This window comes from Listeria monocytogenes, from assembly GCF_041765605.1.
In the GTDB taxonomy this organism is placed as follows: domain Bacteria; phylum Bacillota; class Bacilli; order Lactobacillales; family Listeriaceae; genus Listeria; species Listeria monocytogenes_D.
In genome coordinates, this window is the sequence record NZ_CP168900.1 from 2,886,722 (window position 1) to 2,902,272 (window position 15,551).

Consider the following 15,551-nt stretch of genomic DNA (forward strand, 5'->3'; position numbering starts at 1 on the left):
TTAGATCTCGTAATAATCTATTTTGTCATTCGCTAAATGCACCGTGAAAATATCTTCTATCGAAATTGACATCTCTTCTAGTAAAACTGGCTCTTCTAAACGTAATTCAGCAAGAAAACTGCTAGCGTTTTTAGTCACTAGAAGCGTGTAAATCCGCCCATTACGATACAACAATTGCGCGTTATTCTTCACAAAGTCAGGTATTTTTTTCGTTTTAAATGCCACTTGTATTTTCACTGCGTCCGTCCGCATGTCTTCTAAATAATAATCAAATTCCACACTCGCGCCTTTTAACACAATTACTCGGTCCGCAATCGCCTCAAGTTCTTCCAATCGATGAGACGCAATCACAACACTCGTTCCGCGCTTTTTCACCGTATCCTTTATTATCGCTAGAATCTGCTTTTTAATAATGATATCCAGCCCGTCCATTGGCTCATCCAGCAGCAAAAATCGAACATTAATCGAAAAAGCTAAAATAATAAAAAATAGCGCTTTTCGTCCTTTTGAAAAAGACATTAACTTAGCCTTCATCGGCAGTTCAAATCGCTGCATTAATTCACTGAAAAAAGCCTCATCAAAAGTCGGATAAATTTGCCGATAAATCTTAACAACTGTTTGCACACTATATGTATTAAAATGGTTCATATTATCTTCCAAGAAAAATAGCTGTTGCTTCACTTCTGGGTGTTTAAAAATACTCTCTTCATCTAAGAAAACATCGCCCTCATCCGGCAAATAAATTCCCGTCATCGTCGAAAAAAGTGTCGTCTTCCCCACGCCATTTCGACCGATTAATGCGGTTATTTCTCCCGCTTTTAAATCAAATGAAACATCCTTCAAAACCAAATTATCATCCATCTTTTTAGTTAAGTTCCGAATTTTCATTATTCCACCTCTTTCACTCATTATATAAGCTCTACCATATTTTTTCTACATTTTTAAAAATTTTCCACCAATTCCTTATGAAAAATTACAAACCAATCATTATACTAATTTCACATATTGCGGTAAAATATCCCTATATGAACTTATTTAAAACCCCTGAGGTGAAAACATGATAAAACTTGATATGACAATGCTCGATTCTTTTAAAGAAAACCCAACACTCCGGAAGTATTTATTTTCTGGACATTTTGGTTTAGAAAAAGAAAATATTCGCGTAACTTCTGATGGAAAATTGGCTCTTACGCCACATCCAGCCATTTTCGGTCCAAAAGAAGATAACCCATATATCAAAACCGATTTTTCGGAAAGTCAGATTGAAATGATTACCCCGGTAACGGACTCGATTGACTCTGTATATGAATGGCTTGAAAATCTTCATAATATCGTTTCGTTGCGCTCAGAAAACGAACTACTTTGGCCGTCTAGCAATCCACCCATTTTACCAGCAGAAGAAGATATTCCAATTGCTGAATACAAAACGCCTGATAGCCCGGACAGAAAATACCGCGAGCATTTAGCGAAAGGCTACGGTAAAAAAATCCAATTATTATCTGGCATTCATTATAATTTTTCATTCCCAGAAGCTTTAATTGACGGGCTTTATGACAAAATTAGTCTTCCAGAAGAATCAAAGCAAGATTTTAAAAATCGACTATATTTAAAAGTCGCAAAATACTTTATGAAAAATCGCTGGTTGCTTATTTATTTAACTGGCGCAAGTCCGGTTTACCTTGCTGATTTCTCGAAAACGAAGCACGAAGAATCCCTTCCAGACGGTAGCAGCGCGCTTCGTGATGGAATTTCTCTTCGAAATAGTAATGCTGGCTATAAAAACAAAGAAGCCCTTTACGTTGATTACAATTCATTCGACGCTTATATTTCTAGCATCTCTAACTATATCGAAGCAGGAAAAATCGAGAGTATGCGCGAATTTTACAACCCGATTCGTTTGAAAAATGCGCATACCGACCAAACAGTCGAAAGTTTAGCGGAGCACGGCGTGGAATATTTAGAAATTCGCTCTATTGATCTAAATCCATTGGAGCCGAATGGTATTTCTAAAGACGAGCTTGCTTTTATTCACCTATTTTTAATTAAAGGTTTGCTTTCAGAAGATCGCGAATTATGCTCCAACAACCAACAATTAGCCGATGAAAACGAAAATAATATCGCGCTTAATGGTCTCGCGCAGCCTGCCCTGAAAAATTGTGATAATGAAGAAATATCTGTCGTAGAGGCTGGACTTTTAGAGCTCAATAAGATGAGCGATTTCATCCAAAGCCTGCGACCAGAAGACACCAAACTCCAAGCAATCATCGAAAAACAAAAAGAACGTCTGCTACACCCTGAAAAAACGATTGCTGCACAAGTAAAACAACAAGTAACAAAAGAAGGCTACGTTGATTTCCATTTAAACCAAGCCAAAACTTACATGGAAGAAACCGAAGCTCTAGCCTACAAATTGATTGGCGCAGAAGACATGGAGCTTTCCACCCAAATCATCTGGAAAGACGCCATCGCGCGCGGCATCAAAGTCGACGTATTAGACCGGGCCGAAAACTTCCTTCGCTTCCAAAAAGGCGACCATGTGGAGTATGTAAAACAAGCGAGCAAAACATCCAAAGACAACTACGTTTCCGTTTTAATGATGGAAAATAAAGTAGTAACTAAACTTGTACTTGCAGAACATGATATTCGTGTTCCATTTGGCGACAGTTTTAGCGACCAAGCCCTTGCACTAGAAGCTTTCTCCCTATTTGAGGATAAACAAATCGTTGTTAAACCAAAATCCACCAACTACGGGTGGGGTATCAGTATTTTCAAAAATAAATTCTCGCTAGAAGATTACCAAGAAGCTTTAAATATCGCATTTAGCTATGATAGCTCCGTTATTATTGAAGAGTTCATTCCTGGCGACGAGTTCCGCTTCTTAGTTATTAACGACAAAGTTGAAGCTGTACTAAAACGTGTCCCCGCTAACGTAACCGGCGACGGAATCCATACAGTGCGCGAGCTGGTTGAAGAGAAGAACACTGATCCTTTGCGCGGAACAGACCATTTAAAACCACTTGAAAAAATCCGTACTGGTCCAGAAGAAACGCTAATGCTTTCCATGCAAAACCTTTCTTGGGACAGCATCCCTAAGGCAGAAGAAATCATCTACCTTCGCGAAAACTCCAACGTCAGCACAGGTGGCGACAGCATTGACTATACCGAAGAAATGGATGACTACTTCAAAGAGATAGCTATTCGCGCGACACAAGTACTTGACGCCAAAATTTGCGGCGTAGACATAATTGTTCCACGTGAAACAATCGACCGTGATAAGCATGCTATCATCGAGCTTAATTTCAATCCCGCGATGCATATGCACTGCTTCCCTTATCAAGGGGAGAAGAAAAAAATTGGTGATAAGATTTTAGATTTCTTGTTTGAATAAAAAAATCCCAGCTACTAAACTCGTAGCTGGAATTTTTATTATTTAAGTCCTAGATAACAGCAGCCTGTTTGTAATTAAATTTAAAATGAAATAGATTAAAACAAAGGAGCCCCAATAGATAAACAAGTTTTCATATCCAAGCAATAATACCCTAAAGAAAATTTTATGAATAAGCACCACAAAGAGTATTAATAGACTATTTACTAAAGAAATACTAACAATTTTCATCCTATTTCGCCTCCTTCAATGTAAATGATTCGATCTGCTTTTCCGGATATTTCCGGGTCATGCGTAACACAAACGATAGTCTTACCTTGCTTTTTCAATGCTAAAAATAATTCAATGATTTTTTGTTTGTTTTTAGTATCTAAATTTCCTGTTGGTTCGTCCGCAAGTAAAAGTTGAAATGGTTTGAGTAAAATGCGCACAATTGCAATCCGTTGTTTTTCTCCACCGCTTAATTGGTATACTTTTTTTGCTAAATAGCTCTCATCCATTCCTACTTCTTCCAAATGCTCTATCATCAGCTTGCGATTTTCTCCGCCTGTAATGGATAAGTTTTCAAACACTGTTTCATTTTCCATCAATAGATAATTTTGGAATATAAAACCTAACACCTCTTTTTTTAGAGTCATAACCTCTTTTTTCGTCTGATATTCCATCTCGTTAATAATAACTTGCCCACTATCTTTTGAATCTAAGTGTCCGATAACATTTAGCAGCGTGGTCTTCCCACTACCACTCTCGCCGACGACTGCAATAAATTCACCAGCTCCAATAGAAAGAGAGACTTTTTCCAAAATCAATTTATCTTGTATCTTTTTACTGACATTAACTAATTCAATCATATTTTTCACCTTTTAGTATGGCTTTAAAATCTTTATTAATTACTTTTTCCTTTAAGAAGTAAATAACACATAGCTCTATGAGAAGAATAACTACACTAAAATATAAAGCAATTGATTCTTTAGTAATGATGAAAGTAATGACTCCCGAAAAAGCACACACGGCCAAATTACTTATAATAAACCATTTACTACTTTTCCAAAACGAATATCCAAATACATGGTAAATAAGTTGTTTATATAAGTTCTCCCGGTAATATGACAATACAAGCAATATCATAAAAGAATAGGAGCTTATCGCTAAAATAATCGTACCTATCGATTGCTGATAAATTTGCCATTTTAAAGCAGTTAATTCGCTTGATACTTCTTGATAAACACTCGTTACATTGGTAATTTCTCTTGCATTTGAATTATTAATAAGTGGCAAAATAGCATTAAACGCATCGCCCTTCGTTTTATCAACGAAATATACAGAAGAAGTTACATGAGCGCCAATACTAGATGAATCAATGTTCCCTGTATAGATAATCGCTATTGGATCTGTGATGTTCCCCGTTCGTAAATCCCCCGCACTACTATCATAGGAAAAATAGTCTTGGTTATTTTCAGCATAAATAATATTGATACTTAAGTCGTCCTTACTTATCTCTAAAACAGGACGATTCAAAGCCTCATTGTACATATTAGCTAGCTCTACCTTTTGAAAATAGAAGTGATCAAGATAAGCTTTTTTTATGTCTTTCTCAAATTCCTTCTTGCTCATAGGAACTATAATATTCAAAACTTTATCATTGATTATTGCTTCATTTTCCACGTTCTGCCCTTGTACACTTTTAATCGGGTTTAATTTTAAGTAATTAAAATCAATCTCTACGCTGTTCCCTTCAGGCGAATTTATTTCAGAGATCTTATTCAAATAGGTTTCATATAAAAAAGTATCATTTTCAACCCGCGTAAAATTATTTGAATACATTAAAAACATCTCTTTTTTAGCTGTTCCTTCTTTATAAAAAGCATTTAACTTATCATTTAATTTTCTATCAGCTTTTAAATCGTCTTGAATATTCTCGGGCAAAACTCCTACGTTTACTTTAAAAATGTTCTTTGCATCATTCCACACGTCCATATTAGCTAGTCTTGTATTTAACGTCTGCAGCGACTGATAGGACGCTATAATCGTGCCTATAAATACACAAAGCAGAGCAAATTTAATAACTAAATTGATAGCCAAATGTTGTTTTGCCGACTGCATATGTTGGTCAGATTTTGGTTGATCGATTTTCTGTATTCTAAGTAAACCAAAGAAATACATCGGAAACAGAATAAAAATCAACAAAAGTATATTAAACAAAAGCAACTTCCATACTATTTCTACTGAGTATGCGGATAGCCCTCTTACTAAAACTATGCCAACAAAAACCACCAAAATCACTAACTCACTAAACAATGTAAATTTAATAGTTTTATTGAACAAAGACTTTAATGTAACTAACTTAGAATTCCCCCATATACGATTAACTAATAACCGTTGTTTAGAGTATCTTAAATAGTAATATGTAAAAACAAACAAAATAGCGAAACACAAAAGCAAAGTCATAAGTAACGGGATATTAATATATTTCCACCAGCTCACGTCAACACTTTTCGTAGTTATTTCCCCGTACTGTTCAAATTCCTTTAAGAAAGCCTGATAAGTATCTTGGTTATCTAAGCCACTTACATAAAAAGTATCACTTAGACCCACATTTTTAATCTGTCCAAAGTCATAAACCTTTAAAGACCAATACTTAGAAGGATGATAAATCACACCCGATTGTTTTTCATCGCCACTTTCCCGATTCGCCAAAAAACGGTTTTTATCGGGATAATCTCCTTTTTTAAGCTTTATATTTGGTGAATACTGGGAATTAGAGGCATAAATATTCAAATCGCGTTCATCTAAAAATGTATACTGAGCTATGTTAATATTGTTCGCTTCTGAAAATTGCTTTATAGAATTATTAATTTCTAAAACCTGAAAGTCATCTTTATATTTAAACTGCACTTCTGTCTGGTCTTTAAAAAGAAAATCACGCGACAAAGTATTACTAATAAAATTAAAAAACATTATATTACCAATGACAAGTGTTACTAAAATAATAATAGAAAGAAACTTTTTCATTACACCATCCTTACTTTAATATAAAGCTAATAAACAGGTTAGAATATATCCTTCCCTACGAAACCTCCAAAGTTTTAATTTTATAATATTCCAACTATTCCCAATGTAACACAAAAAAGTAATGTATAACCAAAAATGTAATGAACGACTCAATTCTTATCCTAAACGGCTAAAGTTATAGTGTCTTAGTGCATTTTCTACACATATCGTGTTACAAAAACTTCATTTTCAGAATAAAAAAAGCACTAGACAGCTCATTATACATGTTTCTATTCAGCCTCAAGCTTGATAGTCACAAAAGTTTCATATACTAGCTTAACTTAACCACATATATTTGAACTTGTTCACTTAAATGCTGAATTCATGTAAATATCAGTGTATATTTATTCAATCATCCACCGCCCCTTTATCTTTCCGCCCATATGTACTACAATAAACTTTAACGAAAAAACGGAACCATCTCCGTTTAAAATAGAAAGGGGTGACTGCATGCTTTTTTACGAGCGTATTAAAATCATGGTCCCACCATTTCCCTGTGAAGGATGTTTTTTTCCCAGATAAATAACTTATTCAGGAGAGAATTTTATGGAAAAAAACATCGAAACAAAGAAAATCAATTTAGCATTACTTGTTTGCCTTGTGGGGTTTCCACAAATTAGCGAAACTATTTATACGCCTTCTTTAACGGAGATTGCTACGAGCTACGGTGTCTCATTAAATTTGGCTCAAATGACTTTAAGCATCTACTTTCTTGCTTTTGCAGTTGGTGTCTTCTTTTGGGGCGTTAGTTCCGATTTTTTAGGTCGACGAAAAGCAATGAACTTTGGGATATTTATTTACATTATAGGTTGTTTGGTTTGCCTTATGTCTAGTAGTATTACTGTCCTTTTTATCGGGCGGTTTATCCAAGCATTTGGGGCTAGCACGGGCTCGGTTACTACGCAAACCATTTTACGCGACAACTATCACGGTACGGATCGCCATCATTTATTTGCAAAAATATCAGCTGCCTTAGCCTTTTCGCCAGCAATAGGTCCATTAGTTGGTGGGTTTATCGGACAGTATTACGGCTTTCGTGTAGTATTTCTATTTCTAGTAATTATGGGGATGGGGCTGCTATTCTGGAGTTTGAAACGACTACCCGAAACCATTATTGTTACATCTCATTCTTTCAGTGCGCAGAAAATGGTAGGAATTGGTAAAAAAATGGTGTGCGACCGCTATACTGTTGCTTTTGGTGTGTTGATTGGTATTTTTAACGGCATTTTGTTTAGTTACTATTCCGAAGCCCCAACTATATTTATCGAAAAGTTCCATTTTAGCCAGAGTCAGTATGGCTTTATGGGATGTGCTGTCGCGGCGGCAACTATATTAGGTGCGTGGCTTTCCAACCGGCGTCTAAAACAGCACTCGCCTCAAAAGATAATTACAGAAGGAATTTTGTTAGCCCTTGGCGGAACTCTATCTCTTAGCATAGTTTCTGCATTCCCCTTAATAATCCAAGTGATAGCGTATATTCTTTTCGTTTCTATTATCTTGGTAGGAATCGGCATGGCATTACCAAACTGTTTGAGCTTAGCGCTAGTGAAATTTCAAGAAGTTGCAGGTACGGCTGGTGCCTTTTTAAGCTTAGGGTACTATGTCATTGTCAGTATTTGTACGTTTTTAATTGGCATCCTACACTCAGGATCACTGCTTGTATTTCCAGCGTTTTGCACAGTGCTTCTTTTAATTGCACTTACTTGTATAAAAGCAGTAACTAGAAAAAATAGCTAACTAAAAAACAGGAAACTTTTGAAAGCCATTTTGCACAAACGGTGGCTTAAAGAAGTTTCCTGTTTTATTTCAAACTTAAGCTAGTTGGCTTGTTTACATCCAACCTTATTTTAAAATTAGCGCTTGATTCCGCAACTACGATACCTTCGCACTCTTCCATAATATTTACAAATGGATTGGAAGTTTCCGAGTATAAAACCCAAAGTAAATTTTTACGCTCATCAAGATAAGCAACAAACCCTTCCGAACCATAACTCCCCTCACCAACACAACAGTAGAAACCATTGGATAACTTGATTTCCTTAAAAACATCGATTTTTGTCATGTTTTCTTGATCCTCTTTATAAACATCCAAAAATGAAAAGTAATGACCCTTTTTGATATCCGGAATGGGATAGTAGCTGATTTCCACCTCCACCCCCGAACCATCTGAAAAATGAATGCCATTTTTAATCAGCAATTCTTCTCTATTCCATAAATCATTTATTCGTATCATGTATTTCTTCTACCTCTCAATCTATTTTTCACACATTCATATGATTTTCTGCATTGTTAAAGTCAACAATTCTTGTAGCGAATCATATAACAATTCACTTTCTCCAGAGTCATGATAATAGATAGTTATTTTTCCAGCAGTATCCATCAAAATTGGATTTCCTGATCCATCATCTGAAACAACATAACTCTCGCTTAATTCTTTCGAGATAGTTTCTCCATAAATTTTTCTAAACTTAAGGGTTAAATCTATTACTGTCGCTTTTCCAATTAACGAACCATTGTTAAATGCATGAATACTTATTCCGCCAAAAGCACCACCAAACTGCTTTATAAAATGAATATATTGCTTATTAAACTGCGCATCTAGTATTTTCTCCGCTTCATGTATTTGCTCTTCAGTCGCTGGTTGCCCCTTCAAACCACTATGCTGCTTATAAAATTCTTCTAGTTTCTCAAAAACATCCAATACTATCCCTCCCGCTCAATCTGCTCGTCATGAATTATTTCCGCCACATTAAGCTGATTCATCACGTTTTTCATGAATTTATATCTACTTAATTTATCCGCATTTCTTCCCTCAATAAACGCCATATTAATAATTGTTTCATACTGCTTATGTTCTTCATTCAACCATTCATTTGAGTGTAAATAATTATCCGTTATCTTTAATTCATCCGCATGCATTCCCCTATATCGAAAATAAACACCGAAGTACGAACTATCATTTTCTGTGCAGACTATATCCCATCTCGTATCAAGAAAACTACGTATTTCCTCTTTTGAATAATTACTGCCATATTCTAAATAGTAGGTTTTTATCATAAATCTCCTTTCCGTTTCCAGTAACTCTTTTATTTTAAATTATTCAAAATAGAAATTTCATTGGTTTTCACATTTAAAGTAATAAAGAATCCTGCTGTAGACTTTATATATACAATATTATTATTGGTTGTTAGTTCGATAAAAGGGTTTGATGTCGTAGAAAAAAGCATCCAATTAATCTGACTATCTGCATCTGTTTTGACTATAAATCCTTCATTACCCATCTCTCCCTCACCACAGAAAACAAATTGATCATCAACCGAAATACGATCATTTATTTGGTAATTTGCCCATGGATCCTTATAATCTTGCAATAGTTTAGGCAATGTAGTATCTGCACCGTATGAAATAGCATACTCTTTTTTAAAAGTATCTATTAACTTTTCATTGTGCGTATATGTAATATCAATTAGTTTCACCTGTCCAGAGTCTTTAACGATAACATCTATACCTATTAGTTGGTTTTGTAGCCATCTTCTTTGTAATTCGTTTAACATCTGTTCACCCCATATCTAATATTTCCCGGGGAATAAAAACTCCCCCATATACCTATCATAACAAAAAAGCATCAAACTCCTGGGAGCCTAATGCTTATTGTTTTATGCTAATTGTTCGCTCATGCTTTCCATTTGGGCAAGGAAGGCTTTTTGCCATTTTTTCTCGTTTAAGAATTCAATTGGGAACTGAGGGTCAATTGTATGCAGGATTTTAGCCCATGCATCCGTACGTAATGAAGATGCTTGACGAATACTCATAATAAACATTATTACTGTACCAGCGATTAAATACAGCGTCATAATAATACCTAATATGATCGTAACTGTCATGTTCCCTCTTACTGCGAAAAAGTAAATTAAATAACCTAAAATGACTGCTGTCGCAAAGAAAGCGCCAACGAATATCAAGATTTTCTTACGAGTACCACCATAAGTAGAAATACCCAACTCTTTTTCTAACAAAGCCATTTGGCGAATTGGATTCTTTTTCTTTTCCACTTGAATACCGTATTTATCAATTAATAAATGTGCTGCTTTTCTTTCTTCTTTGTTGTTTTTAGGCATTAATATAATAAGAACAACAAATAGTGCTATAAAAACTAACTGTGCCAAACAAAACACTCCTATATTAAGATTTTCAACTAATTATAGCATTATTAATGTTATTGCAAATTGTATATTTTGTGAACTAATCAGCGCAGAAAAGTTTGAATTCAGTAGAATCTTACTTGACAATTCACTTTAAATAAAAATTATTTGGTTATACTAAAGATTGAACCATTTCCGTCCATAAAAATTCCCCAAAATTATCAGCAACAATTTTCTTTTCAGTATTGTTTTCGAATGATAATGGTGTTTCCACGATCACAGCTTCACCCGCACTCCCAATCATCGAAGTGTCAATAGAAAAAATCGAGCCATATCCGGAATTTTTTACTATAATTAATTCTTCATTTATATCTCCAAGAACGCGTGCCTGTTCCGTTGCATACCTGACATCTGGGATAGAAGTTGCACTTAACCCATTGTGGGATACGCCATAAAAAGATTCACCCTTAAAAGTTAGCGTTCCATATTTTTCTAAAAAAAGTTTGTACGAATCTGGAAAAACATTTTCTAAAACGTTTTGATAAATTGTAATTACTTCAGCTGTTGCAGTTCCACTAGAATGAAAGGGTGTTTTGCTTTGCATCATCAGTTTATCTACTTCATCAAGGAAACTATTAGTCATCATTTACACTCCTAAAAGTTCATTTATTTAACACACCTTTATTATAGCACCATTGTATTTATAGACTTTGTAGATTTTGTGACCAAATCCCACAAAAAAACAATCTTTCGACACATTTACTTGTCAAAAGATTGTTTCACGTGAAACATATTAAACGTTAAAGCGGAAATGAACAACATCTCCATCTTTCATTTCGTATTCTTTACCTTCCAAGCGTACTTTACCCGCTTCTTTGGCCGCTTGCTCTGAGCCGTATTCAAGTAAAGCGTCATATGCGACAACTTCGGCACGAATGAATCCGCGTTCGAAGTCCGTGTGGATAATTCCCGCACATTGTGGAGCTTTCATGCCTTTGATGAATGTCCAAGCGCGAACTTCTTGAACGCCTGCTGTGAAGTAAGTCGCTAAGCCAAGCAATGTATACGCAGAACGAATCAATTGGTCTAAACCAGATTCTTCAATTCCTAGCGCTTCTAAAAACTCTAGCTTATCTTCGTCTTCAAGTTCAGCAATTTCTTCCTCAGCGCGAGCACATACTACAATAACTTCAGAGTTCTCACTCGCAGCGAATTCGCGTACTTGTTGTACATATTTGTTATCGTCCGGACTAGAAACATCTTCTTCACTTACATTTGCTACATATAAAACTGGTTTTCTTGTAAGTAAGAAAAGGTTGCGAACGATTTTCTCTTCTTCTTCGTTAAATTCAATCGCACGAGCTGGTTTGTCATTTTCGAATGCTTCACGTAGTTTAACTAAAACGTTATATTCAGCCACAGCATCTTTATCTTTTTGTTTAGACAGCTTCTCAACGCGTCCAATACGCTTCTCTACTGTTTCTAAGTCCGCTAAGATAAGTTCTAAGTTGATTGTAGAAATATCGTCTAGCGGGTCTACTCGGCCTTCTACATGAGTAATGTTTTCATCGTCAAAGCAACGAGTTACATGACAAATTGCATCCACTTGGCGAATATGGGATAAGAATTTGTTTCCAAGCCCTTCCCCTTTACTAGCACCTTTTACAATTCCGGCGATATCTGTAAATTCAAAAGTTGTTGGAACGGTCTTTTTCGGTTTTACAAGTTCCGTTAGTTTGTTTAATCTGTGGTCAGGAACTTCAACAATTCCTACGTTCGGGTCAATCGTCGCAAACGGATAATTCGCAGCCTCTGCTCCTGCTTTTGTGATTGCATTAAAAAGTGTCGATTTCCCAACATTAGGAAGCCCGACAATACCAGCTGTAAGTGCCATTATATATAAACTCCTTTTCATTAACTTCATTTTGAAAATGCCTGTCAAATAGACATTTTTTCACTAACGTATATTATAAAGGTTTTTCAAACAAAAAGCCACCCACCAAAAAACGAAAACCCTTTAATCAGTAAAGGATTTCCGTTTTTAATTATTTCATCTCTTTCCAAATAGCAATCATCTCATAAGCTACATCGCGTAATGTGTAAGTTGTCATAAATTGATCTTCCGCGTGCATGAAGAGGATAGAAATTTGTACGTCTCCGCCATCTGCCTCTTTTTGAATTAGTTGCACATGATTTTTATGACCTTCGCTAAGAAATTCATTAGCCTCGTCAATTTTTTTATATGCTTCTGTGAATTTTCTTTGTCTTCCGAATTTCATCGCCTCAATAATGCAACTTCTTGCGGCGCCAACAGAACTAATTATTTGAAATGATGCGAGTTCCATTCCTTCCATTTTTTGCTAGCCTCCTATGATTGAAACTCGCCCTGTTAATTTAGTATCAGAACTTCCACCAACGAAAATTTCTATACCACCGGGCTCCACCTCATATTTATTGTTAATTGACCATATTTTAAAACTTGATTTATCTAGCTTAAATGTCACTGTAGCTGTTTGTTTCGCTGCAATACGAACCTTTTTAAATGCTTTTAATTCTTTTTTTCTTCTAGTAATACTTGCTTCCATATCATGAATATAAAGTTGCACAACTTCTTCACCAGCTAAATCAGAGATGTTTTTCACGTTTACTGTTACCTCTACAGATTGCCCGCCAAGAAGTTCTGCTATTTTTATAGATTCTTGTTTTATCTGTAAATCTTGATATTCAAAAGCGCTATAACTTAAACCATAGCCAAATGGATAAAGCGGCTTACCAGTTAAATCAAAGTAGTCTTCTTTATACTCCACTGCCTTTTGATTATAGTAAATAGGAATCTGCCCGGAGGATCTTGGTATGCTGACTGGTAATTTACCTGAAGGATTGTAATGACCGAAAAGAACCTCAGCAATCGCCGTTCCACCAACACTTCCTGGATACCAAGCTGTGAGAATCGCATCTGCTGTCGAACTAATTTCTGGGATAGCGATTGGTCTTCCTTGAATCATTACGACAATTACAGGCTTTCCAGTACGCTTCATTGCGTAAAACAAATCTAATTGCGGTTGTGGAAGCGTGATATCAGCAACATCCACATTTTCACCTGCATCCATGTTCGGGCCTTTAGAGCTTACCGCGCCATTATTTAAAAATTTCATGTCAAAATTCCGTGCGCTTGAACCACCGAGCACCATAACAATAGCATCTGCCTCTTTAGCAACCACTTCTGCTCTTTGAATGCCATCCGGAAGCTCTTCACGAATTTCAGCCCCTTTTTCAGAAAGGACTTCCCAATTTTCAGGAAGCTGATTTTTTATTCCTTCTAAAACAGTGACACATTCTGATTCATTTTGCGGAGCTGTATAGTCTCCCAGCTGATTATAAAGCGCATCTATGCTAGGACCAACAACAGCTATTTTTTTCCGTTCGCCCGCTAGAGGTAATGTTTCGAAGTCGTTTTTCAAAAGACAAATACCCTCTCTAGCGGCTTGTAAATTTAGTTGTTTCCAATCAGACTTCGGTGCTTGAATTTCTTCTTCTACAAACGGTTGTTCAAATAGCCCTAATTGGAATTTCACTTGAAGCACTCGCCTCACAGCATCATCAACGACCTTTTCATCAAGAATGCCTTTTTCCACGCTTTCTTCAAGAAACGGAAACACTTCATCCCACAAACTCAAATCCACACCGGCTTCAAGAGCCATTTTTGCGGCTTTTTTTGGATCAGGATTTAGTTTTAATAATCTATCAAGAGCGCACCCATCTGCCATGACAATCCCGGAGAATCCCATTTCTTCTCGTAAAATGGTTGTCAAAAGCTCTTTATTCGCGTGACATGGAACCCCGTCAATCTCATTGTAAGCCGCCATAACGCCAAGAGCACCACTTCTAATTCCAGCACGCATTGGATCCAAGAAAATCTCTCTAAGTTCCCTTACACCAATAGAAACTGGCCCAGAATTATGTCCACCAATCGGCTCGCCTTGTGCAGCAAAATGTTTTAAAATAACAGCAATTTTCCCGCTCGCTTGAAAACCTTCCGTAATCGCCGCTGTTAATTCCGCTGCAAGATATGGATCTTCACCGTAACACTCTTCAGCGCGCCCCCATCTCGGGTCTCGAAGTATATCTAATGCTGAAGCAAGTGCTAGATGAACTCCCTTTTCGGAAATTTCTTCTGTAATCGCACTTGCGACCTGTTTTTGCAACTCTGGATTAAAAGAAGCAGCACGAGCTAAATTTACAGGATAAGATTCGCTATCTAACGCTTGGTGACCGTGCGGAACTTCCTCTGCTAATAGTACAGGAATCCCTAGGCGCGTATTTTCTATCACATAGCGTTGAATTTTATTAGCTACTTTGCCAGCATTTTTCCGACTTACACCCGTGACCTTATTCATTTTGGACCATGGATCAGCGCGGAACAGACCGTATAAAGCGCCTATACCTTCAAATCTAGTTACTTCCTCTTTAAATTTTTCTGTGATTTGAAACGTTTCGCCATCTCTTGAAAAAGCTTCCCAGCCATACATTCTTTGGTTTAGTTGACCACATTTTTCAGCTAAGGTCATCTTGGAAAGTAAGTCTTCTACACGTTCTGAAACTGGTTTCTCCTTATCCAAATAAACAGCCATATTCTTTCTCCTCCTTGCTAAAAAACTAGGAATTTCACAATAAACTAATTGCTAAATCTAATACTTTTTCACCATTCATTCGGCCATAATCAACGATATCAATAACTGCCACCGAGACATTATCCCCAACTGTGTCTATAACCTTATCTTTCATATAATTCACTTGCGGTCCAAGTAAAATCGCATCTGCTTTACGCCAATTTTTTTCGAAATCCGTCTCTGAAATAGCCCAGATAGTTAATTCTAGATTACGTTCTTCTACAACGCGTTCCATTTTCCTCACTAAAACACTTGTAGACATTCCCGCATTACACATCAACATAATATTTTTCATAAAAAATT

At 36.2% G+C, this 15,551-nt stretch carries 16 protein-coding genes; 2 read left to right on the plus strand and 14 right to left on the minus strand.

Features of this window, described 5'->3' with window-relative positions; all coding sequences use genetic code 11:
* The gene (locus AB2Q86_RS14760) at window positions 1-888 is read right to left on the minus strand and encodes an ATP-binding cassette domain-containing protein (protein ID WP_003728642.1); all 888 of its coding nucleotides are present in this window, start codon (window positions 886-888) and stop codon (window positions 1-3) included.
* 169 nt (window positions 889-1,057) lie between these two features.
* Here AB2Q86_RS14760 and gshAB point away from each other — a divergent pair, with 169 nt between their 5' ends.
* Complete coding sequence (gene gshAB, locus AB2Q86_RS14765) at window positions 1,058-3,388, plus strand: bifunctional glutamate--cysteine ligase GshA/glutathione synthetase GshB (RefSeq protein ID WP_003728643.1); 2,331 nt, start codon at window positions 1,058-1,060, stop codon at window positions 3,386-3,388.
* A gap of 42 nt (window positions 3,389-3,430) precedes the next feature.
* Here the strand turns inward: gshAB and AB2Q86_RS14770 are convergent, their stop codons facing one another.
* From AB2Q86_RS14770 to AB2Q86_RS14780, 3 genes are read right to left on the minus strand one after another with little or no spacing between them, the layout of a single operon-like run.
* The gene (locus tag AB2Q86_RS14770) at window positions 3,431-3,616 is read right to left on the minus strand and encodes a bacteriocin-like WGxF protein (RefSeq protein WP_041176589.1); all 186 of its coding nucleotides are present in this window, start codon (window positions 3,614-3,616) and stop codon (window positions 3,431-3,433) included.
* Window positions 3,613-4,236 (minus strand): ATP-binding cassette domain-containing protein, encoded by a 624-nt coding sequence (locus AB2Q86_RS14775; RefSeq protein WP_012582292.1) that lies wholly within the window; start codon window positions 4,234-4,236, stop codon window positions 3,613-3,615. Before AB2Q86_RS14775 ends, AB2Q86_RS14770 begins: the two co-directional genes overlap by 4 nt.
* The gene (locus AB2Q86_RS14780) at window positions 4,229-6,397 is read right to left on the minus strand and encodes a bacteriocin-associated integral membrane family protein (protein ID WP_012582291.1); all 2,169 of its coding nucleotides are present in this window, start codon (window positions 6,395-6,397) and stop codon (window positions 4,229-4,231) included. Before AB2Q86_RS14780 ends, AB2Q86_RS14775 begins: the two co-directional genes overlap by 8 nt.
* 585 nt (window positions 6,398-6,982) lie before the next feature.
* Here AB2Q86_RS14780 and AB2Q86_RS14785 point away from each other — a divergent pair.
* Window positions 6,983-8,173 (plus strand): multidrug effflux MFS transporter, encoded by a 1,191-nt coding sequence (locus AB2Q86_RS14785; RefSeq protein ID WP_012582290.1) that lies wholly within the window; start codon window positions 6,983-6,985, stop codon window positions 8,171-8,173.
* Between the two features lie 64 nt (window positions 8,174-8,237).
* Here the strand turns inward: AB2Q86_RS14785 and AB2Q86_RS14790 are convergent, their stop codons facing one another.
* From AB2Q86_RS14790 to AB2Q86_RS14835, 10 genes are all read right to left on the minus strand, one after another.
* A complete protein-coding gene (locus AB2Q86_RS14790; RefSeq protein ID WP_012582289.1) occupies window positions 8,238-8,669 on the minus strand; it encodes a hypothetical protein in 432 nt (143 codons plus the stop codon).
* A gap of 36 nt (window positions 8,670-8,705) precedes the next feature.
* Window positions 8,706-9,137 (minus strand): SMI1/KNR4 family protein, encoded by a 432-nt coding sequence (locus tag AB2Q86_RS14795; RefSeq protein WP_012582288.1) that lies wholly within the window; start codon window positions 9,135-9,137, stop codon window positions 8,706-8,708.
* Window positions 9,138-9,139: 2 nt separating this feature from the next.
* Window positions 9,140-9,493: a hypothetical protein gene (locus tag AB2Q86_RS14800; RefSeq protein ID WP_225365255.1), complete on the minus strand. Its 354-nt coding sequence runs from the start codon at window positions 9,491-9,493 to the stop codon at window positions 9,140-9,142.
* A gap of 29 nt (window positions 9,494-9,522) precedes the next feature.
* Complete coding sequence (locus tag AB2Q86_RS14805) at window positions 9,523-9,990, minus strand: hypothetical protein (protein ID WP_012582286.1); 468 nt, start codon at window positions 9,988-9,990, stop codon at window positions 9,523-9,525.
* Window positions 9,991-10,092: 102 nt separating this feature from the next.
* A complete protein-coding gene (locus tag AB2Q86_RS14810; protein ID WP_012582285.1) occupies window positions 10,093-10,602 on the minus strand; it encodes a hypothetical protein in 510 nt (169 codons plus the stop codon).
* A 148-nt stretch (window positions 10,603-10,750) separates the two neighbouring features.
* A complete protein-coding gene (locus tag AB2Q86_RS14815) occupies window positions 10,751-11,224 on the minus strand; it encodes an SMI1/KNR4 family protein (protein WP_012582284.1) in 474 nt (157 codons plus the stop codon).
* Between the two features lie 147 nt (window positions 11,225-11,371).
* Window positions 11,372-12,472, minus strand: a complete 1,101-nt coding sequence (gene ychF, locus AB2Q86_RS14820; protein ID WP_003722138.1) for a redox-regulated ATPase YchF — start codon at window positions 12,470-12,472, stop codon at window positions 11,372-11,374.
* 151 nt (window positions 12,473-12,623) lie between these two features.
* Complete coding sequence (locus AB2Q86_RS14825) at window positions 12,624-12,932, minus strand: PTS lactose/cellobiose transporter subunit IIA (protein ID WP_003725330.1); 309 nt, start codon at window positions 12,930-12,932, stop codon at window positions 12,624-12,626.
* A 6-nt stretch (window positions 12,933-12,938) separates the two neighbouring features.
* Window positions 12,939-15,209 carry a glycoside hydrolase family 3 N-terminal domain-containing protein gene (locus tag AB2Q86_RS14830; RefSeq protein WP_012582283.1) on the minus strand — a complete coding sequence of 757 codons (2,271 nt, stop codon included), beginning with the start codon at window positions 15,207-15,209 and terminating at the stop codon, window positions 12,939-12,941.
* A 34-nt stretch (window positions 15,210-15,243) separates the two neighbouring features.
* Complete coding sequence (locus AB2Q86_RS14835; protein ID WP_003722141.1) at window positions 15,244-15,543, minus strand: PTS sugar transporter subunit IIB; 300 nt, start codon at window positions 15,541-15,543, stop codon at window positions 15,244-15,246.
* Window positions 15,544-15,551 lie beyond the last annotated feature (8 nt).

Coding starts and splice junctions, on each gene's coding strand:
- AB2Q86_RS14760 (WP_003728642.1), bottom strand. CDS start 888: ATGAAAATTCGGAACTTAACTAAAAAGATGGATGATAATTTGGTTTTG.
- AB2Q86_RS14825 (WP_003725330.1), bottom strand. CDS start 12,932: ATGGAAGGAATGGAACTCGCATCATTTCAAATAATTAGTTCTGTTGGC.
- AB2Q86_RS14785 (WP_012582290.1), top strand. CDS start 6,983: ATGGAAAAAAACATCGAAACAAAGAAAATCAATTTAGCATTACTTGTT.
- gshAB (WP_003728643.1), top strand. CDS start 1,058: ATGATAAAACTTGATATGACAATGCTCGATTCTTTTAAAGAAAACCCA.
- AB2Q86_RS14780 (WP_012582291.1), bottom strand. CDS start 6,397: ATGAAAAAGTTTCTTTCTATTATTATTTTAGTAACACTTGTCATTGGT.
- AB2Q86_RS14815 (WP_012582284.1), bottom strand. CDS start 11,224: ATGATGACTAATAGTTTCCTTGATGAAGTAGATAAACTGATGATGCAA.
- AB2Q86_RS14800 (WP_225365255.1), bottom strand. CDS start 9,493: ATGATAAAAACCTACTATTTAGAATATGGCAGTAATTATTCAAAAGAG.
- ychF (WP_003722138.1), bottom strand. CDS start 12,472: ATGGCACTTACAGCTGGTATTGTCGGGCTTCCTAATGTTGGGAAATCG.
- AB2Q86_RS14835 (WP_003722141.1), bottom strand. CDS start 15,543: ATGAAAAATATTATGTTGATGTGTAATGCGGGAATGTCTACAAGTGTT.
- AB2Q86_RS14775 (WP_012582292.1), bottom strand. CDS start 4,236: ATGATTGAATTAGTTAATGTCAGTAAAAAGATACAAGATAAATTGATT.
- AB2Q86_RS14770 (WP_041176589.1), bottom strand. CDS start 3,616: ATGAAAATTGTTAGTATTTCTTTAGTAAATAGTCTATTAATACTCTTT.
- AB2Q86_RS14830 (WP_012582283.1), bottom strand. CDS start 15,209: ATGGCTGTTTATTTGGATAAGGAGAAACCAGTTTCAGAACGTGTAGAA.
- AB2Q86_RS14805 (WP_012582286.1), bottom strand. CDS start 9,990: ATGTTAAACGAATTACAAAGAAGATGGCTACAAAACCAACTAATAGGT.
- AB2Q86_RS14790 (WP_012582289.1), bottom strand. CDS start 8,669: ATGATACGAATAAATGATTTATGGAATAGAGAAGAATTGCTGATTAAA.